24 protein-coding genes and 1 pseudogene are annotated in these 18,802 nt (G+C 42.7%); 11 read left to right on the top strand and 14 right to left on the bottom strand.

Annotated features, from left to right (window positions below):
- Nucleotides 1-61 precede the first annotated feature (61 nt).
- Nucleotides 62-1,234, bottom strand: a complete 1,173-nt coding sequence (locus VQ00_RS00970) for an FtsW/RodA/SpoVE family cell cycle protein (protein ID WP_046178268.1) — start codon at nucleotides 1,232-1,234, stop codon at nucleotides 62-64.
- 157 nt (nucleotides 1,235-1,391) lie between these two features.
- Between VQ00_RS00970 and VQ00_RS00965 the strand changes: the two genes are divergently transcribed.
- Nucleotides 1,392-1,712 carry a thioredoxin family protein gene (locus VQ00_RS00965; RefSeq protein ID WP_046178267.1) on the top strand — a complete coding sequence of 107 codons (321 nt, stop codon included), beginning with the start codon at nucleotides 1,392-1,394 and terminating at the stop codon, nucleotides 1,710-1,712.
- 38 nt (nucleotides 1,713-1,750) lie between these two features.
- On the opposite strand, the gene VQ00_RS00960 is transcribed toward VQ00_RS00965, so the two are convergent.
- The 3 genes from VQ00_RS00960 to VQ00_RS00955 form a co-directional block, all read right to left on the bottom strand.
- Nucleotides 1,751-2,662 (bottom strand): CobW family GTP-binding protein, encoded by a 912-nt coding sequence (locus VQ00_RS00960; RefSeq protein WP_046178266.1) that lies wholly within the window; start codon nucleotides 2,660-2,662, stop codon nucleotides 1,751-1,753.
- Between the two features lie 109 nt (nucleotides 2,663-2,771).
- On the bottom strand, nucleotides 2,772-2,906 hold the full coding sequence (locus VQ00_RS19295) for a hypothetical protein (protein ID WP_256519501.1): 135 nt from the start codon (nucleotides 2,904-2,906) through the stop codon (nucleotides 2,772-2,774).
- A 74-nt stretch (nucleotides 2,907-2,980) separates the two neighbouring features.
- The gene (locus VQ00_RS00955) at nucleotides 2,981-3,298 is read right to left on the bottom strand and encodes a winged helix-turn-helix transcriptional regulator (protein ID WP_046178265.1); all 318 of its coding nucleotides are present in this window, start codon (nucleotides 3,296-3,298) and stop codon (nucleotides 2,981-2,983) included.
- Between the two features lie 136 nt (nucleotides 3,299-3,434).
- Between VQ00_RS00955 and VQ00_RS18995 the strand changes: the two are divergent.
- Nucleotides 3,435-3,554: pseudogene (locus VQ00_RS18995) on the top strand (nitroreductase family protein); the annotation flags it as partial.
- A 121-nt stretch (nucleotides 3,555-3,675) separates the two neighbouring features.
- Here VQ00_RS18995 and VQ00_RS00950 read toward each other — a convergent pair.
- A complete protein-coding gene (locus VQ00_RS00950) occupies nucleotides 3,676-4,017 on the bottom strand; it encodes a substrate-binding domain-containing protein (RefSeq protein ID WP_046178264.1) in 342 nt (113 codons plus the stop codon).
- A gap of 208 nt (nucleotides 4,018-4,225) precedes the next feature.
- On the opposite strand from VQ00_RS00950, the gene VQ00_RS00945 reads away from it, so the two are divergent.
- The 3 genes from VQ00_RS00945 to VQ00_RS00935 all read left to right on the top strand — a co-directional run bounded on the left by VQ00_RS00945 (nucleotide 4,226) and on the right by VQ00_RS00935 (nucleotide 6,901).
- Nucleotides 4,226-4,684 carry a hypothetical protein gene (locus VQ00_RS00945; protein WP_046178263.1) on the top strand — a complete coding sequence of 153 codons (459 nt, stop codon included), beginning with the start codon at nucleotides 4,226-4,228 and terminating at the stop codon, nucleotides 4,682-4,684.
- A gap of 113 nt (nucleotides 4,685-4,797) precedes the next feature.
- The gene (locus VQ00_RS00940; RefSeq protein WP_046178262.1) at nucleotides 4,798-5,481 is read left to right on the top strand and encodes a response regulator transcription factor; all 684 of its coding nucleotides are present in this window, start codon (nucleotides 4,798-4,800) and stop codon (nucleotides 5,479-5,481) included.
- Nucleotides 5,468-6,901: a sensor histidine kinase gene (locus tag VQ00_RS00935; RefSeq protein WP_046178879.1), complete on the top strand. Its 1,434-nt coding sequence runs from the start codon at nucleotides 5,468-5,470 to the stop codon at nucleotides 6,899-6,901. Before VQ00_RS00940 ends, VQ00_RS00935 begins: the two co-directional genes overlap by 14 nt.
- 29 nt (nucleotides 6,902-6,930) lie before the next feature.
- Here VQ00_RS00935 and VQ00_RS00930 read toward each other — a convergent pair whose 3' ends face one another.
- The 6 genes from VQ00_RS00930 to VQ00_RS00905 all read right to left on the bottom strand — a co-directional run bounded on the left by VQ00_RS00930 (nucleotide 6,931) and on the right by VQ00_RS00905 (nucleotide 11,475).
- The gene (locus VQ00_RS00930; protein WP_046178261.1) at nucleotides 6,931-7,893 is read right to left on the bottom strand and encodes a siderophore ABC transporter substrate-binding protein; all 963 of its coding nucleotides are present in this window, start codon (nucleotides 7,891-7,893) and stop codon (nucleotides 6,931-6,933) included.
- 15 nt (nucleotides 7,894-7,908) lie between these two features.
- Nucleotides 7,909-8,667 carry an iron ABC transporter ATP-binding protein gene (locus VQ00_RS00925; RefSeq protein ID WP_046178260.1) on the bottom strand — a complete coding sequence of 253 codons (759 nt, stop codon included), beginning with the start codon at nucleotides 8,665-8,667 and terminating at the stop codon, nucleotides 7,909-7,911.
- Nucleotides 8,667-9,614: an iron chelate uptake ABC transporter family permease subunit gene (locus VQ00_RS00920; protein WP_046178259.1), complete on the bottom strand. Its 948-nt coding sequence runs from the start codon at nucleotides 9,612-9,614 to the stop codon at nucleotides 8,667-8,669. The genes VQ00_RS00925 and VQ00_RS00920 overlap by 1 nt, the downstream gene beginning before the upstream one ends.
- Nucleotides 9,607-10,557, bottom strand: coding sequence for an ABC transporter permease (locus VQ00_RS00915; protein ID WP_046178258.1), 951 nt, complete (start codon nucleotides 10,555-10,557; stop codon nucleotides 9,607-9,609). The genes VQ00_RS00920 and VQ00_RS00915 overlap by 8 nt, the downstream gene beginning before the upstream one ends.
- A gap of 105 nt (nucleotides 10,558-10,662) precedes the next feature.
- A complete protein-coding gene (locus VQ00_RS00910; protein WP_046178257.1) occupies nucleotides 10,663-11,091 on the bottom strand; it encodes a MarR family winged helix-turn-helix transcriptional regulator in 429 nt (142 codons plus the stop codon).
- 72 nt (nucleotides 11,092-11,163) lie between these two features.
- Nucleotides 11,164-11,475, bottom strand: coding sequence for an antibiotic biosynthesis monooxygenase family protein (locus VQ00_RS00905; protein WP_046178256.1), 312 nt, complete (start codon nucleotides 11,473-11,475; stop codon nucleotides 11,164-11,166).
- Between the two features lie 737 nt (nucleotides 11,476-12,212).
- Here VQ00_RS00905 and VQ00_RS00895 point away from each other — a divergent pair.
- Complete coding sequence (locus VQ00_RS00895; RefSeq protein ID WP_046178254.1) at nucleotides 12,213-14,360, top strand: MMPL family transporter; 2,148 nt, start codon at nucleotides 12,213-12,215, stop codon at nucleotides 14,358-14,360.
- Nucleotides 14,361-14,594: 234 nt separating this feature from the next.
- Here VQ00_RS00895 and VQ00_RS00890 read toward each other — a convergent pair whose 3' ends face one another.
- Entirely contained in the window at nucleotides 14,595-15,038 is a 444-nt protein-coding gene (locus tag VQ00_RS00890; protein WP_046178253.1) for an Hsp20/alpha crystallin family protein, read from the bottom strand.
- A 468-nt stretch (nucleotides 15,039-15,506) separates the two neighbouring features.
- On the opposite strand from VQ00_RS00890, the gene VQ00_RS17905 reads away from it, so the two are divergent.
- The gene (locus VQ00_RS17905) at nucleotides 15,507-15,629 is read left to right on the top strand and encodes a YjcZ family sporulation protein (RefSeq protein WP_082091415.1); all 123 of its coding nucleotides are present in this window, start codon (nucleotides 15,507-15,509) and stop codon (nucleotides 15,627-15,629) included.
- 120 nt (nucleotides 15,630-15,749) lie between these two features.
- Here the strand turns inward: VQ00_RS17905 and VQ00_RS00885 are convergent, their stop codons facing one another.
- The gene (locus tag VQ00_RS00885; RefSeq protein ID WP_245617983.1) at nucleotides 15,750-16,664 is read right to left on the bottom strand and encodes a DUF2268 domain-containing putative Zn-dependent protease; all 915 of its coding nucleotides are present in this window, start codon (nucleotides 16,662-16,664) and stop codon (nucleotides 15,750-15,752) included.
- 121 nt (nucleotides 16,665-16,785) lie between these two features.
- Between VQ00_RS00885 and VQ00_RS00880 the strand changes: the two genes are divergently transcribed.
- The 4 genes from VQ00_RS00880 (at nucleotide 16,786) to VQ00_RS00875 (ending at nucleotide 18,277) form a co-directional block, all read left to right on the top strand.
- Complete coding sequence (locus tag VQ00_RS00880; protein WP_046178251.1) at nucleotides 16,786-17,046, top strand: hypothetical protein; 261 nt, start codon at nucleotides 16,786-16,788, stop codon at nucleotides 17,044-17,046.
- A gap of 125 nt (nucleotides 17,047-17,171) precedes the next feature.
- Nucleotides 17,172-17,303, top strand: a complete 132-nt coding sequence (locus VQ00_RS17900; protein WP_082091414.1) for a YjcZ family sporulation protein — start codon at nucleotides 17,172-17,174, stop codon at nucleotides 17,301-17,303.
- A gap of 171 nt (nucleotides 17,304-17,474) precedes the next feature.
- Complete coding sequence (locus VQ00_RS17895; protein WP_082091413.1) at nucleotides 17,475-17,591, top strand: YjcZ family sporulation protein; 117 nt, start codon at nucleotides 17,475-17,477, stop codon at nucleotides 17,589-17,591.
- A 224-nt stretch (nucleotides 17,592-17,815) separates the two neighbouring features.
- Nucleotides 17,816-18,277 (top strand): GNAT family N-acetyltransferase, encoded by a 462-nt coding sequence (locus VQ00_RS00875; RefSeq protein ID WP_046178250.1) that lies wholly within the window; start codon nucleotides 17,816-17,818, stop codon nucleotides 18,275-18,277.
- A 55-nt stretch (nucleotides 18,278-18,332) separates the two neighbouring features.
- On the opposite strand, the gene VQ00_RS00870 is transcribed toward VQ00_RS00875, so the two are convergent.
- Complete coding sequence (locus VQ00_RS00870) at nucleotides 18,333-18,788, bottom strand: (2Fe-2S)-binding protein (RefSeq protein ID WP_046178878.1); 456 nt, start codon at nucleotides 18,786-18,788, stop codon at nucleotides 18,333-18,335.
- Nucleotides 18,789-18,802 lie beyond the last annotated feature (14 nt).

Genomic DNA, 18,802 nt, shown 5'->3' with positions numbered 1-18,802 from the left:
TTTATTATAGACCGTTACAATAGTAACGGAAAGCAATAAAAAAACCCGCTATATAAGCGGGCTACGACTGATCAGACGAAAACATATAATGGCGTTCATTGTACGTAATTGAAAAAACAAGTGCCAGCGCCAGCATATTCCCCATAAGCGAGCTGCCCCCATAGCTAATAAACGGAAGCGGAATCCCGGTAATCGGCAGAAGGCCAATCGTCATGCCGATGTTTTGAAACGCGTGAAAAGTAATCATCGCAATCACACCCGCACACATGTAAGAATAATAAGGTACTTTTGTCGTTAATGAGAGTTTTGTAATGTGGTAGATCAGCACAAAAAAGAGACTGACGACGATCGATGCGCCAATGAATCCATACTCTTCTCCGATAATACTAAAAATAAAGTCAGTATGGCTTTCAGGGAGATAGACTTCCCTATAACCAAATCCTTTGCCCATTGTCTGTCCGGAACCAATCGCAAGGAGCGACCTTGTTAAATGGAAGCCAGTCGAGCTTTCATAATTGTAAGGGTCCAGCCAGGAGTATATACGACCGAACTGATACTGCTTCACGCCCAAGTATTTTTCGAGAATGGCCGGGTGCCACAAAACCATGTAAAAAATAAGCGCAATGAGCGCCGATGCACTACCAAACAGCGGAAGCAAAATTTTCCAGGTGATACCAGAGACAAAAATCATCCCGAGCAAAATGGAAATTAACACGAGCGACGTGCCGAGATCGGGCTGCTGCATAATTAAGAGAAGCGGCACTCCAGTTGTGGCTCCAAGCTTTACCAGAAGAAGTAAATCACTTTGAATCGTTTTAATCGGATTTTTCAAATGGTGATTCACCATAATCCGAGACAGCGTTAAAACAAGAAAAATTTTAAAAAACTCGGATGGCTGGATTTGTCCTATTCCGGGAAACCGATACCAGCTTTTTGCGCCATTAATTGTCGGCGCAATGGATGACGGTGCAATAATTAAAAAAACAAGCAGAAAGATCCCAATGCCGTACAAATACCAAGACATGCCATGAAATTGATCTGAATCAAAGCGGATAAATAACGTAATAATGCCAATTCCAACCACATACCAGACAACTTGCCGGATGACAAAGTTTGTACCATATTGACCGGTCGTCTGTGCACTGTAAATCGCGACACAGCTGACAACAAACAGCATAAACAAAATTAACATCAACCCGTAATCAATGCGGCTTGATTGTTGTTGAGAATTCATGTAAATTCCTCTTTCTACTAAAAATAGACCAGTTTCTATTATAACGTTCTTGAGTCATTGTACAACAGTCAAACGGTTCAGAAACAAGAAATCTTTCAACAAGCATGGTAAAATACTTAAGCAAAAAACTATTATATAAGAAGAAGAGGTGTTTGAAATGGAAGCTATTAAAACGAACGAACAATTTGAAGAAATCATTGCCGGAAGTGAGCCGGTCATCATTAAATTTTACGCCGGCTGGTGCCCGGACTGTACAAGAATGGATATGTTTATCGATGACATTATCGCTGATTACGGACAGTATCGATGGTTTGAATTGAACCGTGATGATTTCCCTGATGCAGCGCAAAAATATGACGTGATGGGCATACCAAGCCTGCTCCTATTTCAAGACGGTGAAAAACTCGCGCATTTGCATAGCGCCAATGCCAAGTCCCCGGAAGAAGTGCGCGACTACTTGAAAAGTCTCCCTGTCTAACGAAAAGCCGGTTCGCGTTCATACGCGAACCGGCTTTTTTAAAAAACTCCTTCCAGCTTGTTTAATCCGTTTCGCAAGGCTTCTTCATCAAGCCCATCCCCGATGACAACGATGACCGCCCGCCGCTTCATCGGCTGCGGCTGAAAAAATGGGACACCGTATGCATATTGAAACAGCTCAGGCCGTTCACCAGTGTCTTCAAATTTCACAAATCCTTTTATCCGCAGCACCGAATCTGGCAGCTGCTCGACCCACTTTATAAAGGCAGCGCGCGGCACATGATTAACAAACTCATAGGCAAATGTTCTAACGTGCAAGTGCTGGTGGACGTGGTGCCCTTCTTCCGACCGGCTGCCGCCGCCAAACATGGCGCCGCCTTCTATTTTCCCAAACTTCATTTCACGAAGATCCACTTTTTCATTAAGCGACCGAATATCTTGTTTAATCTCAGCCAATGCTTCTTCAGTCACGAGATCTGTTTTCGTGAGTGCGACAACATCACTCCAGCGCGCCTGGTCTTCCATCAGCTTCCGATGCGCGATTGGCAGACGGTTTCGTTCCATCCAGCGGGCGCAGTCAACAAGTGTTAAAATACCTTTTACATCAATTTGCATGGCAATAACCGGCGACATGCATGCATCCAGCACTTCCATCGGATGCGCAGCGCCTGTCGTTTCAATATAAATAACGTCCGGCCGGTGATCTTTATAAAGCGTCAGCAGCTCAACTTCGATTTCATCTTTAATCGTGCAGCAAATGCAGCCATTAAGCATATCCCTCACCGCTGTTTCTTCTCCAAGCAGGGCTGAATCGACGGACACGGCTCCAACTTCATTCATTAACACAGCCACTTTTCGTCCGGCTTTTTTTTCTTTTTTAAGCAATTGAAGCAGCAGTGTTGTTTTGCCGCTGCCGAGAAAACCACCAATAATATAAAGCTCTGTTTTCATCTTTTCATACCTTTCTTAAATCAAAATAATTCCGATTTAATGCACCTTCTTTATTTTACACATTTCTTCTCTTTTTGCCAAAACAAAAAGCAGGAGTTCTCTCTCCTGCTTACTCGGGCTTCACGACTGATGACAATTTCTCGGTAATAAGCGTCAATAATGCTGTTAATTCTGTATCTCGTTGTTCACCATGCAAATATGCTTCCTGCATGACTTCAAGCAGTTTTTGCTGTTCACGGGACATATTGTTTCTCCTTTAATCATATTATCTGTCCCATTCCCGCCATGCTGCCAGCTAAAACGAGACAAAGGTCTCAATTATTGCACTTGTTCTTCGACTTCCATCCAGTCAGACGCCCAATGTTCTATTTCACTAATGACCGCTTTCAGCGCACTTCCTTTTTCAGTCAACGTATATTCAACCCGGACGGGCACTTCTGCATATACTTTTCTTGTGACAATGCCTTCGTCTTCCAACTCTTTCAGTCTTTCTGTCAACAGCTTGCCGCTGATCGGAAATCCAGCTTTAATTTCAGAAAAACGCTGCGGGCCTTCAAGAAGCTGCTTAATGACAAGACCTGTCCAGCGTTTTCCTAAAAGCTGCATCGCTTTTTCAACTTTCGGACAAAGATTCATACTCGATCACCTCATTTGTATATTTTTAGTATACATCATTTCAAAAGAAAATGATATCTTTCCACTTTTTAAAACATAGTAACTTTATTTATTTAAATTATTTTTTTAAACTATGTTTCTAAATGTAACAAAATTTCAGCACTATAGTCCGTTAATCGATGGAAAAGCAGCGGTTGAGTGGTGCGTTCCGGAAGATTGGAAGCTTATGGCGCAAATACCCTTTGGCAAACCGATAGTACCGGCTGGCGATAAATAATTTTCACCGATTGAAAACCAGGAGAAGGTACATAAATAATCCAGACCGCTTTTTATTCAAAAAAGCACGGACTTTTCAAGAAAGAAAAGTCCGTGCTTTTATTTAGATTGAGCTCGTTTGTCTATGCTTTTTGAACAGATCCTCTTTCAATTAATGTCGGCGACAGCATGATGCGATGGCCGATTCGATCAGGCTGCTCAATTAACTGCAAAAGCTGATCAAATGAATAATTAGCAAGCTCCGTAATGGGCTGCTCTATCGTTGTTAAGCCCGGATCTGATATTTCCGCATAAATCGTATTGTCAAACCCGATAACCGATAAATCCTCTGGAACCTTCACACCGGCATTTCGCGCTTCATTGATTAATACAATGGCAATGAGATCGGTCGCCGCAAACACAGCTGTCGGCTTTTTTGGAAGCTCCAGCAGTTTTTTAGCCGCGTTTTTCGCTTCTGAAATCATAACGATTACTTTTCTGAATTTTTATTTTAAAGAAAGCGCTTAACTAGACAATAAGCGATGTTATTTTAAAGATCAAGCAAATTTTCAAAAAAATATTCACGACTGGATATGAAAAAATACAAAAAATTTATCAATTTGACATGTACTCGACATAATTCTCGAGTAAAATGAAATTATCTAGTAAAGGAAATACACAGGAGGAAGGATTATGAAGAAGAAAACAATGTCATATGTTATGACCGGTGCGCTATCGATCACGATTTTAAGCGGTGTTTCCTCTTCTCCAGCTCAAGCCGCTTCTCCGCAGCTTATTAAAGAACAGGCGGCGCCGTCCGTCACACGAACTGGAACGAAAAATTTCGCTGATGTCATTGCCGATCAGGCGGCAGCACTCGGCATTCATATTGAAGGCGACGATTTGGAAACAGCTGCGAAAAAAGTCCGGCTGGCGAAACTGCAGCATCAAGCCGCTGCTCTTGGCATTAAGACGGATGGTAAAGAGGAAAAAGCGCTTCGTCTCGAGGTAAAAAAGGTCCATGAAACATATGTACATAATGCAGCCGGCTACTTTGGTATTGAAACAGACGGGCAGCGTACGAAAGACTTGATCACTGCTATTTCTGAGGTGAATTCTGAAGCGGCTGAACAATTAAATGGATTTTATTAAAACCGGCCAAGCGAGGCCGGTTTTTTGTCGAATCTGTTTATAGATGCTGGACTGGCCACAAACAGAATGAATTTGGCCATGGCGCGTATCAATAGGGAAAGGACGTATGTTCAATGCAGACAATTTTAATAGCAGAAGATGAGCCTGCGATCAGCCAGGTACTGAAAGTATATTTGGTAAAGGCCGGTTTTCAGGTGGTTCAGGCATTTAACGGAACAGAAGCGGTGGAAAAATTTCAATTGGCCCCGCCTTCCCTTGTTTTGCTGGATGTTATGATGCCCGGCAAAGATGGCTGGGCCGTATTAAAAGAAATCCGGACGAACGGCAGCTGTCCGGTCATTATGCTGACAGCGTTAAATGATGTAAATTACCGTCTTGACGGATTAAACGGCGGCGCAGACGATTATATTTCAAAGCCATTTATTGCAGACGAAGTCGTGGCGCGTGTTCGGGCGGTGCTGCGCCGTTCCGAAGAAAGCCGTCCAGATGAAAAAGTTCATCAATTCGGCAGTCTGACGATCGATTTTACAGCACACCGGATCACGCTGGCGAATAAAGAAATTACACTGACGCCCCGTGACTTATCTCTTCTGTTATTTTTAGCGGCGGCGCCGAACCGGACATTTACGCGAGACCAGCTGCTTGATGAAGTATGGGGACACGACTACGAAGGAAGCGACCGTGCTGTCGATCTATCAGTAAAACGGATTCGTAAAGCACTCGCAAAATGGCCGTCGTCTGAAGGAGAAATTAAAACGCTGCGCGGAGTGGGGTATCAGTTTGTTGTTGAGGAATAAAACACGGCGCATTTCGCTGCTTCGCTACTGGACAACGCGGTATGCAGTGACGCTCGCTGTCGGGCTGCTTGTGCTGGCTATGCTGTCGGTCGTCTGGATCCGGCACACAACGCTTGAAAACCGGCTGGACGTATCTGAATTTTTAGCGGCTGAACTGGCTGGACGGATTGCCGGGAGCCAGCAGAATGTAGAAGACACTACGCAATCTACTTATCTCGATCAGGATATGCTTGATGCCCGGGACGAGCTGATGAAAATGGAGTCTCCGCCTTCCATTTTTATTACTGATGCAGGCGGGACCATTTTATCTGCAGGCGATCAGGATCTGTATAAAGAAAGCTCATTTCCTTCTGCTGTGCTGGAGAAAAAAAGCTCAGTACAGACGTTTTCAGGATTAAATAATGATGCACTCGTTTATTTAATTAAAAAACCAATTATTGTGGATGAGGTGACGTTTGGCTGGGTCGTTATGCTTCAGCCGGAAGATAAATTTGCGGATTTGAACGATGAATACAGGCTTCTTGCGCTGTTCATTTTAGGAAGCGGCTTGCTCGGCTGGGCGGCCATTTATATTTTATCACGGCGCCTTGCACGTCCGATCAGCGCAGCGGCTGCTGCTGCGAAAGAAATCCGCAACGGCAATTATGGTGTCTCTCTTATGCCATCCAAAGCAAAAGAGCAGGAAGTGTACGATCTTGTCACATCGTTTAACGACATGGCCATTCGTTTGGAGCAGTTAGAATCAATCCGGGCTGAACTGCTGGCTGGTGTCACACACGAGTTAAAAACACCGGTTACATCGATCAGCGGCTTGCTCCAGGCGGTAAAAGATGATGTCGTGACAGGAGAAGAAGCGAAAGAGTTTATTACGATTTCATTGAAAGAAACAGAACGCATGCAGACAATGATTAACGACTTGCTGGAGTTTAACACGTTCGCGGCTAATGCGCTGCCGGTTTCAACCGCACCGCACGAACTGAATGAATTGACACGCGGCATCGTGCATGAATGGAATTTAGCACGTAATCCAGATGACATTCCGGTTCACTTTCATCCATACGAACGTGACCTTATCGTTTTGACTGACCCGGACCGCTTTCGGCAAATTATGATGAACTTGCTGAACAATGCGGCACATGCGATTGAAAGCAAAGGACAAATGGCCGTAACCGTTCGAAATGAGGACCCGTGTGCATTGATTGATGTGTCGGATACAGGAATCGGTATCCCAGAATCCGAAAAAACGTTGATTTTCGAACGCTTTTACCGCGGCGAAAATAAGAAATATAAAATCCGTGGACTTGGCCTGGGCTTGCCGTTCAGCCAGCTGCTCGCCCGGGCGATGGACGGCGATTTGGAATTAAAAGAAACCTCACTGCTCGGCACAACCTTTACCCTTAAAATAAAAAAACAGGACTGATGCTTAGGCATCGGTCCTGTTTTTCCTTTTTACTCAGCAATAGCTTTTTCAATTTCATCCGCTTGAGCCGGCACAGACTGCAATCCGCCGCCTGACAGATACCAAACGTTTGGATCAAGATAAATAACATTGTCATTTTTCACTGCTTTTGTGCCTTTGACAAGATCGTTTTCGACTACTTGCTTCACAGAAGATTCTCCATCCACTACAACAGCACCGCGGTCAACAACAAATAAATAGTCTGGATCTGTTTCAACAAGGTATTCAAATGATACGCTTTGTCCGTGTGTCGATACTTCAATGTTTTCATCTGCCGGTTTCACGCCGAATACATCATGAATGATACCGAAGCGTGAAGCAGGACCATATGCGCTAATTTTGCCTTCATTCGCCAAAATAACAAGTCCGTTCCCTTCCATTGTTGACGCTTTTTCATTTAATGCGGCAACTTTTTCATCAATCGCTGCCAGTTTTTCTTCTACTTCTGCTTCTTTATCGAAAATCTGGCCAATGGTTGTGGCATTTTTCTTAAATGATTCCATGTAATTTGCATCATCTACTGCAAGATAAACCGTCGGGGCGATTTCAGCGAACTGATCATACAAATCCATTTGGCGGCTGGAAATGATGATTAAATCCGGTGCCAGCTCATTAATTTTTTCAAAATCAGGCTCTTTTAAACTTCCTGTGTTTTCATATTTCTCATCTTCAAACTGGGATAAATAATCCGGAATGTTTTCTTTCGGAAGACCAACTGGCTCAACGCCAAGCTCTGCCATTGTATCAAGTGAACCAAAATCAAATACAACGACTTTTTCAGGATTTACAGGTACGGTTGCTTCACCAAGCTCATGTGTAACCGTTACTTCTGTTGGTGCTTCATTTTTTTCCGCTGGTTCTGCTGTATTTTCCTCACTCGACGTTGATGATCCGCATGCCGCCGCGATCATTGCAAATAAAGCCATTACAATAAATAATAAATATTTTTTCATTGTTTTCTCCTTTAATTAGCTGAAATACACGCATATTTTTTGATTGTTAATTTCTTGTATCGACATATCCATCCCATATACTTGCTTTAACGTCAAGCTTGTAATGATTTCATTAACCGTTCCTTGTGCTTCAATTTTCCCGTCTTTTAACGCAACGATATAATCCGAATAAACAGAAGCAAAGTTAATGTCATGAATCACGATCAGTATCGTTTTGCCAAGGTCGTCAGCCAGTCTGCGCAGCACTTTCATAATTTGAACCGAATGCTTCATATCCAAATTATTGAGCGGCTCATCGAGTAAGATGTATTCCGTATCCTGCGCAATCGTCATCGCGATAAACGCACGCTGCTTTTGGCCGCCGGACAGCTGATCTAAATACCGGTCCTGCATATCTTCAAGCTCCATGTAGCGAATCGCTTCATCGATGTAGACATGGTCTTCTTTCGTCAGCTTTCCCTGCGAATAAGGAAACCGGCCAAATGAAACAAGATCCCGAACCGACAAACGCAGGCTTAAATGATTCGACTGCTTGAGGATTGCGATTTTTTTCGCCAAATCCCGGTTTTTCGTTTCATTTACTTTTTGGCCGTCAATTAATACTTCTCCTGTATCAGCGCTCATCAACCGGCTGATAATGGACAGAAGTGTACTTTTCCCGGCACCGTTTGGACCGATAAAAGACGTGATTTTGCCTTTTTGAATATTCACTGAGACATCATCGACAACTGCTTTTAATCCGTATGATTTCGAGATCGATTGCACTTCTACCATTATGTTTTACTCTCCCTTAACAATAAGTATATAAAGTAAATACCGCCGACAAAGTTAATGATCACGCTGAGCTGTGTCGAAAATGTAAAGACATGTTCAACAAGCACTTGCCCGGCTGTCAGCGCCACGATTGACACAAGCACTGAAGCGAAAATTAACACGGAATGTTTATACGTTTTAAACATTTCATATGCAACGTTTACAACAAGAAGTCCAAGAAACGTAATAGGGCCAACAAGAGCTGTCGCAACCGAGATGAGAATTGCCACAATAACGAGCAGCCGCTTCACAGTGTAATCATAGTCGACACCAAGGTTGATGGCTGTTTCTTTTCCAAGTGACAAGACGTCCAAATATTTCACGAATTTCGTTAAATAAAGCAGCACCGCCGCCGTAATAACGGCTGCCATCACAAGGACTTCCGTTTGGATGTTATTAAAGCTTGCGAACATCCGGTCTTGAATAATTTGAAATTCGTTCGGATCGATCAGCACCTGCATAAACGATGTAAAACTGCCGAAAAAGGTACCGAAAATTAACCCAAGCAATAATAAAAAGTAAATGTTCTGCCCTTCCCGGCGAAACAAGAACCGGTACAAAATAAGCGCAAACACAACCATAAAGCCAATTGAAATGGCAAAGTTCACCTGCTTGTTCATCACCGTCAGGCTGGTTGAGCCGAGGAAAAAAACAAGCGTCGTCTGCACAAGCATATAAAGCGAATCAAGTCCGATAATACTCGGGGTCAAAATCCGGTTGTTGGTGACCGTTTGAAACAATAATGTCGCAATCGCAATGACCGTTCCTGTTAAAACAATCGCCGCAATTTTTTCCGCACGTCTCGGCAGCGCGTAATCCCAATTCGGTCCAAGTTCAATAAACATATAGCCGGCAATCGATGCGGCCGCCAGAACGATTAACAGTATAAATTTGCTTTTTTCACGCATAATCCCGTCTCCTCATCAGCAAGTAAATAAAAATCCCGCTCCCAATGACGCCGACGGTCAAGCCAATCGGAATTTCATAAGGGAAAATGATGATTCGGCCGAGAATGTCGCAAAATAAAATGAATACTGCACCGAGCAACGCCGTATCATACAAGCTGTTTTTTAAATTGTCGCCCCGGTAAATCGACACAATATTCGGAACAACGAGACCAAGAAACGGAATAAGCCCAACTGTCAACACAACGAGCGTCGTGGACAATGCAACAATAATCAAACCAATATTTACAGCCTGTTTATAATTCAAGCCAAGGTTCTTTGCAAAATCTTCGCCGAGGCCGGCAATCGTAAACCGGTCAGCAAATATGTACGCAATCACAACGAGCGGAATGCTGATATAAAGCATTTCATAGCGGCCCGCCGTAATCATGGAGAAATCCCCTTGAAGCCAGGCCGACATATTTTGAATCAAGTCATGCTTGTATGCAAAAAACGTCGTAATTGAGCTGATAATATTCCCGAACATGAGCCCAACAAGCGGAATAAAAATCGGATCTTTCATTTTAATCCGGTCGAGGATTTTCATGAACAAAAAAGTGCCCGCAAGCGAGAAAATAAACGCAACGACCATTTTTTCAAATGGGCTGGCGGAGGTAAACACAATGAGCGCGATCAAAATCCCGAACCGGGCCGAATCCATCGTCCCTGCAGTTGTTGGAGAAACGAATTTATTACGGCTTAACTGCTGCATAATAAACCCGCTGATGCTCAGTGTCACACCCGCGATTAAAATACTGATCAGCCGCGGCACCCTGCTTTGCCAGAAGATTTGCGTCTGATGATCATCAAACCGGAATAGATCAATCGGCGAAATACTTGTCACGCCGACAAATAACGATGTAAAAGATAACACAATAAGCAATAGAACTAAGTAACGTTTTTTCATAATTTGTCCTAACCTTTGTATTGCTGTCATGCAAATGATGATAGAGAGACTCATTCTCAATTGAAGTGAAAAATATAAATGCCGATTAAGAACCGGCACGCTTTTTTACGCCAAATTGCGACGGATTTGATCCAATGTCCACAGGCATTCTGCAAATGCATCCGGGTCAATGCCAAAAGACGCATCTTGAATCGTCTGCTCAGCAACTGCGGTGTATTCTTTCTTTAGCCTTTTGCTTTCTTCCGATAAAAATACAAGATTAATCCGTTTATCTGTCGGGTGTGAACGCCTTTCAATGAGCCCGCTTCGTTCCATATTGGCGACGAGGCGTGATACGCTCGGTTCATCCCGTTCATTTAGCGCAGCGAGCGACTGCTGTGTTTGTCCGTCTTTGTCAAATAGACGGCTTAACACTTGCCATTGTTCATGTGTAATCGGATAGCCTTTTAATCGGAAATACTGGTTCAGCCTGTTGGTCATGAGCCGCGAACTTTGAAACAGCTTATACCCAAGTGAGTCATCTAGCTTATACATCACTATTCTCCTCCGACAGCTTTTCCATTTCATTTTAAAGGAAAGAGCTTGTCGGCGCAAGTACATGTCCGGTTAAACAGGCGTTACGGATGACACTTCTGTGAACGTTTCGCTCATGGAATCGATCACGTATGGCGGCTTTTCACGTTTTTCACGATGCCCCGTAATGTGAATCGGGCTTTTTTTCCAGCCTTTATACGCTTCTTCAGAATCCCAGCGAATCGTCACAATCACTTTTTCTTCTTCTTTGTTGCGTGACCGAACAAGAATGCGTTTATCGATAAAGCCATCCATATCGGCCATTGCATTTTTCCCTTGAAAGTTTTCCACGATAAGATGAGCTGTACCAGGCTGCACGATGATCGTTTTCATTTCAATAAACATTTTCTTTCTCCTTTCTTCTTAAATGAGAATGATTTTCATAATTTTCATTATATTGATAATGATTTTCAATGTCAATATCTTTTCCTATATAAGTTGAACTGCTTTTGACAGGAGCCGAAATGGTGGCGGGTGCACGGCTTCGCGCACCATGAGGCAGGCGCTGAACTCGTTTCCGCCGCTCTGCGGCTGTACGGATCTCATCTGGCCCGCTAGTCCCACTGGAGTCTGCGCCGCACACCCGCCGCCTCTGCTTTTTGACAAGTAAGGATAAAGAAGAAAAGGAGGCTTGCAGGCTTCGATTTAAAACGAAGCGATCATCCATTTAAAGAGCAAAGCGCACTAGCTTGAACACTCACCGCTTTTCTCAAAACACTTGGTGAAGCGGGCCGGACGAAGACTCCTGCGGGACGTACAGTGAATCGGCAGATCCCGCAGGCGCAGCCGGGGAAGCTGCCGCACTGCCTTTGGAACGCGAAGTCCGCCGGCTTCACCTATCGGCCCCTGTTCAAAAACCTCCACAAGACCGACTCATACTTGGGCACATAAGGGATTGTTGAGCAGGATGGATTCCAAAACAAATCGGTGATCATCCTTGCACCTATACGAAACACACCAGCCTAAACAGTCCCTGTTTTCTAAAGTAAAAATCTTCGCTCAATTTATATAGTTTAATTATTTTCCAGTAGCGCTGTTTTTCCTTTATGATAGAAATATAGAGAAAAAAAGGAGTTATTATCGTGAACAATCAACCACTTTTTATTCAATTTTGGAAAATCATACTCGTTCTTTGGCTGATCGCTGCTGTTGTCTTCGGCTTTTTTGCCGCAAAGCTTCCTTCTAAGCTTGAAGGTGATGGATTCCGGACAGATGGCGACTATGAAACTGTTCAGCAGAAATTGCATGACACATTCGATTTTCCGGAGCATACACTGCTCGTTTTGTTTGAAAAAAGCGAAAGCGAGTCAGCAGATGCTTTTCAGTCAAAAATCGAATCGGTGTTAACCGAGATTGACGACGATGTTTCTCCTTCCACGGTGGACTCGCCGCTTGTTAAAAAAGAGTGGCTGAAAGACGATATCGCGTATGCAGCTGTTCACTTCGACGACGAATTTATTGCAATGGACCCTGTTATTGACGATGTCCGGTCGATTATTAAAAAAGAAGATGGCATTTCGTTAACAGGCGGGCCGGTCATCTCAAAAGATATTAACAAGGCAAGCCAGGACGACTTAAAACGGGCAGAGCTGATTGGTCTGCCGGTGGCGCTTATTGTGCTTTTGCTTGCGTTAGGAACCGTTGTTGCATCGATTTTGCCGCTCATTATTGGCGGTGTCACAATTGTGACCGGCTTCGGCATTTTATCGTTCATTGCCGACTCCGTGGACCTGGCGATATTTATTTTAAACATTGTGCCGATGCTTGGGCTGGCGCTGTCAATTGACTTTTCGCTTCTATTTATTAATCGCTATAAAGAAGAACGCGCGAACGGACGGACGATTGATGAGGCACTTCAGATCACACAGTCTAAAGCCGGCCACTCGATTTTGTTTTCCGCGCTGTGTGTGTTTATCGGGCTCGGCTCGGTGATGTTAATCGATATTGATATTTTCAAAAATGTGGCGATCGGCGGAATGATAGCTATTGCCATTGCAGTGATCGCCTCCATGACACTTTTGCCGGCCATGCTGAAGCTACTCGGCGACCGCATAAATAAATGGCAGATTGTCCGTCCGAATCCCGATACGTCCAATCGATGGCGCACTTTTGCCGGCTTTGTCATGAAGCGGCCGATACTGATTGCCTTGCTTGCGCTACTCATTCTCGGCGCTGGCATCGTTCCGGTACAAAAGATGAATCTTGCCATTCCGGCGGCAGACTCTTTGCCAAAAACGTTTGAGTCACGGACAGCCTACGACAAAATTGAGCGGGAATTTATGCAGGATGCCGCGTCAACAGTATATGCTGCAGCGGAAAGAGAAGATGGCTGGCTCAGTGAAGACGGGCTTGCTGTGATGAAGAATTTACAGGATGAATTCGAACGAGAAGAAGCTGTTAGTGGAGCAGAAACGTTATTTTCCATTAGCGGCCAAACCGATCCGGTTCAGCTTGCTGCTGTTCTCCAAAACCCACAGGCAGCCGCCCAGCTTCAGCCGGCCATTGATGGTTTTATAAAAGAAGACAAGCTGCTCATCCCTATCTCACTTGATGTGGAGGCGGATTCTGATACGGCGCAGACGATCGTTCGTAACTGGAGCGCGGACGACTGGCCGGCGGACATCATGTTTGGCGGACAGCCGAAGTTTAACCAGGAGCTGTACGATGAAATTTTTAATAAAGTGATTCCGGTTTTGTCGGTCATTTTAATTTCAACATTTTTTATTTTAATGATTGCGTTCCGTTCGATCATTATTCCGCTTAAAGCGATTTTAATGAACGTTATCAGCCTTGCCGCCACATTCGGCATTCTCGTCTGGCTGTTCCAGGGCGGCCACTTCGGAATGGACCCGGCTGATATTTCACTTATTTTGCCAGTTTTAGTGTTTAGTCTTGTTTTCGGCCTAAGCATGGATTATGAAGTATTTCTCATTTCCCGCATTCGCGAGTATTACTTGGAAACACACGACAACACATATGCGACAGTAGAAGGGCTGGCGAGCACGAGCAAGATTATTACGTCTGCCGCACTCATTATGATCGTGATTACCGGTGCTTTTGCATTTACCGGTGTTGTCCCGGTCAAGCAAATTGGAATTGGCATTGCCGTCGCGATTGCGATTGATGCGACCATCGTCCGGCTCCTTCTTGTGCCAAGCTTAATGAAACTGCTCGGTTCCGCGAACTGGTGGATGCCGTTCAGACGACATAATGTAAGGAGCAAAGGCTAAAATCGCGACATCCTGTCGCAACGCCTTCGTGACCCGCATCATGCGGGCCCAAGGAGCAAAGGCTAAAATCGTAACATCTTGTCGCAATGCCTTTATGACCCGCATCATGCGGGCCCGAAGAAGCAGCCCCACACATTTGTGGGGCTGCTTCTATTTATTAAGCCGGCATGGAATCATATGCGAGCTTCTTAACGTTTAACTCGTCCTGTTTCTGCTTTCTAACCATACTATAAATTATTCAATTTCAATGGTTTTTTCTGTTTGTTTTCCTTTCGACATAATAATTCTTAAGACCCCATCTTTAAATGACGCTTTTGCCGTCTCATCTGAGATGGAATAAGGCAATGTTATGATTCTCTCGTATTGTTGCAATGATTGATTTTTAAGGAAAACGACACCCTCCTTCGTTTCTTCTTCTGTTGAATTGGCATTTTCCACACTGATCTTTAATTGACCATTTGGCAGAATTTTTATCTGAATCTGGTCTCGCCTGCACCCTAAAAGTTCTGCTTCAATGACCATGTCTGAACCTGTTTCATAGGAGGTAACAGCAAACGACTGGTTGAAGAAATCCTCATAATGTCTAAATGATTCCTCGAAAAAAGAATCAAACGATTTTATAAAGTTTGAAAAAGAGTTTTGAAACAGGCTTGGCAAGTTATTTTTATCAGAATCCATTGTTTATCTCTCCTCTCCTGATTTATATGATAGTTCTGTGTGCCATACACAGAACCTCTTTACAAACTATGCTCACTAACTCAGTTAGGAGCTTGTCTTTCGGCGAATACAGATGATTTTAATAACAGATACAATTGGAAAGTTTGTTTTTATTTCGTTTTCATCTGTACAACTTCTCCATATTGCGTGTGTGTACAGGGAACAGATAATTTGAAAAAAGCACGTTTATTTTTAAGAACATAAAATAAGATCAACAAGGAGGATCACTCCATCTTTGTTAGGGCTTCCGTCTCCTATACTATTATGTTTATTATCTTTAGTAATTGCTCCTATTTGAAAGCAGTTACTTTTTAGTTATGAAAGATGGGTATAAAAAAGCAGTGATTTTGCAAAAAAGTTTTTTTCTCGACTTCTGTCCAAACAACTTCTTATATTTTTCATACTCTGTAGAAAAGGAGGTGGAGAATTATGAGCGGAGTAGCATCTTATGGAGCTGGAGCAGGACGTGGATTTGCGCTGGTCGTCGTATTGTTCATTCTTTTAATTATCATTGGAGCATCATTTATGGGTGGATACGGCGGTTATTGCTAAAAATGTTTATAGCTGTTCGCAAACCTTTCATATCTTAATAAGGAAAAGGGATATATTTCCATTCATAAAATATATCCCTTTTGCAAATCAACGACAGATGATAACGATCATTTTTGTACATCATGATTCATATCGAAATGTAGATCCGGCTATCACCTCGTCAGCAGTTTTCGTATACAACCCGCCATCTTTAAAGGGACCGTAAAGAGAATGAAAAGAATCAACAATTTGAAAACCGATATGATACCCAATCCACTTTGGCAGGTGCCGGTTGTTTTTTCCATATAAAAAAACGTCATATTTTTCTTTTCCAACGATATTTAAAGACGGGATGAATTTCTTTTTCCAAATTTCCACTGTCTCATCAAATGAATAGAAATTAATCCAGGGGGCTAACCACTTTTCCCCATATAATTCTTTCACAGCAAATTCCCCAAACCCTTCAATAATGAGAGCTTCTTTTAGAGATAATTGTTTTTCATCTTTACCTAAATACGCTAGCCGGCACACATGGTTATATTCATGTGCCAATAAAGCCATTATCTCTTCTTTTTGCAAATCAGGCGATAGAAACAAAAAGATTGCTTCCTTAAAAGCCGCTCCATTTTTTAAAACAGTGTTTTTATTTCTTGTCAGATGAGCATTTCTAATTGGAAAAATGATGATCGGTATCTCTGGACCATTCCATTTCCTTTTTAATCGTTCATATTCCTGACTCACAAGCTCCCACATACTGCTTTTCTCCATTCGATAAACGGTCTGTTCAATAGCCTTCCATTCCGAGGGCTCAAACAACCCAATAGTTAACAAATGGTAATGAAGTTCTTCGACACTTATATCAGGAAATAAATTTTTAAGTGAAGAGCACAAAACGTCACACTGAATGAAATAAGGATTCTTAAGGTGTTGTTCTTTGCAGGCTTTCAAAAAATCATACATCCATGTTCGGGTGTCTAATACAGGCAAGACGCCGCACCTCCTTTTCCGTGCTCTTTTATTCTTATGTACACGACTATTTTTTATTAATAGAAGCACATTTTTTCACCTAAATGACGATAAATTACATTTACAGGCTTTTATCTCATACAAGATTTTCTTATCCGCATAAACTATTATGCATAACCAATGCAAATTTAATTGAAAAGGAGGAAGAGATATGTCTCATCCACATATGTATAGTCTTTGCTGTAAGCATGTTGGGAAAATGGTACGGCTCACATGTCACGATGGCAAGGTTTATACAGGGAAAATCACGCGAGTTACACCGCGGCACGTTTGGCTTGAACCTACTGGAGGACTGGGAGGATTCGGTTATGGATATGGATATGGATATGGATATGGCAGATTTGGATTTGGCGTTCCAATCGCACTTGCTGCAATTGGTGGATTTGCCTTAGCATCAGCGTTCTTCTGGTAAAAAGAGCGTCAATCACTTCCCGGCTGCGATCCTAAAAAGGATGAACGATTTTTCATTTTCCTACCTCTCTGCCCAACCAACAGATGTAACTTCTCATACTATGTAGAAAAGGAGGTGGAAATTCCATGAGTCAAGTTGTTTCACCTGGCTATGGAGCTGGCCGGGGGTTTGCATTAGTGGTTGTGCTGTTTATTCTTCTCATTATTGTTGGAGCTTCTTTGGTCGGTCATCATGGCCATCATGGGTATTACTGCTAATGAATGGTCTAGAAGGTTCATTGCCTAGATTCAATGAATCTCTCTAGTTAAAAGCCAGCTTTTCATATGAGCAAATGGCGGGACTCCATTTTCCACGTCCATAAACTCAAAAAACCGAGAGATTTCTCAAATAATCAAGAAATTCCTCGGATTTTAAAGGAGGTGACAGATATGAGTGCAGTAGGATACGGTGGCGGCGGATACGGCAGCGGCTTTGCATTGGTTGTTGTTTTATTCATCCTTTTAATCATCATCGGCGCATCATTCAGTCGCGGATACGGTTACTAAAAATAACCTCCCGTTTTAACATTTCGGTCCCTGTTTAATCCGGAAACGGTCATTATTCAAGTAGTAATGATCGTTTCCTTACATATATTTATTTCAGGAACTATACAAATTTTGCAGGTTAGAAAAAGATAGAATTTTACGTGCTCAAAAAATTTTCACATGACCCCTTTTCGCCTTACGTATTGTTTTTCAAGGAAAAAATATTAGGGGAAATAGGAGGCATTATGAACATTTATCAAAGTCGTGATTTTGAGACAATCGCAAAGTTAAGTGAATCTGTTCACGATGTGCATGCAAAACTGTATCCGGAATATTTTAAAGAGTATGACCATCATGATGTGAAAGAATTCTTCAAAAGTGTCATCAATATCGACCGTTTCGTTTTTTTGATTTTAGAAGATCATCACGAACCACTTGGATATTCTTGGTTAGAGATACGAAATTATCCAGAAATGGCTTTTAACAAAGAATTAAATTCTGTATATGTACATCAGTTAAGCATCACAGAAACGCATAGAGGAAAGGGCTACGGCTCAAAATTAATGGAGGAAATATACACCGTAGCGAAAAAATTAAATATCGACCTGGTTGAACTCGAATATTGGACTGAAAACACGTATGCAAAACAATTTTATAAAAACCAACATTTCACAAAAACCAGAGAGGTTGTTTATAAATCGTTATAATTTGCTTGGAGCTGTCCCAAAACAAAGAGACAGCTCCAAGCCATTGTTTCTCCAATCAGTCTGAATCATTTTTATTATGTGTTTTCGTCATGACAGCCTGAATAGCGTTCTCAATTTCCTTATATCCTGTGCATCGGCAAATATTGGAAGATAGCCATTCTGTTATTTTTTCTTTATTAGGATTCGGATCATTCATAAGCAGCGCATGGCTATTTAAAATAAATCCCGGCGTACAGTAACCGCATTGAAAAGCAAACTCGTCCACAAAGGCTTTTTGGACCGGTGAATGGAGCAGTCCTTCAATCGTCGTGATTTCCTTATCTCCTACTTCAATAGCCAGCGTAAGGCATGATTTCATCGGCTTTTGATTTATAATGACGGTGCATGCCCCGCAGTCCCCATTTAAACAACCGGGCTTCGCTCCCGTTAATCCTAAATTATTTCGTATTACATCCAGTAAAAGATCAGCGGCCAGAATATCTGTTTCAACTTTTTCTCCATTAATATTCATGTCAATCGTGACTT

Origin of the sequence: Domibacillus tundrae (genome assembly GCF_000970675.1) — a bacterium.
Classification (GTDB): domain Bacteria; phylum Bacillota; class Bacilli; order Bacillales; family Domibacillaceae; genus Domibacillus; species Domibacillus tundrae.
This window is presented reverse-complemented; position numbering and strand designations above follow the sequence as displayed.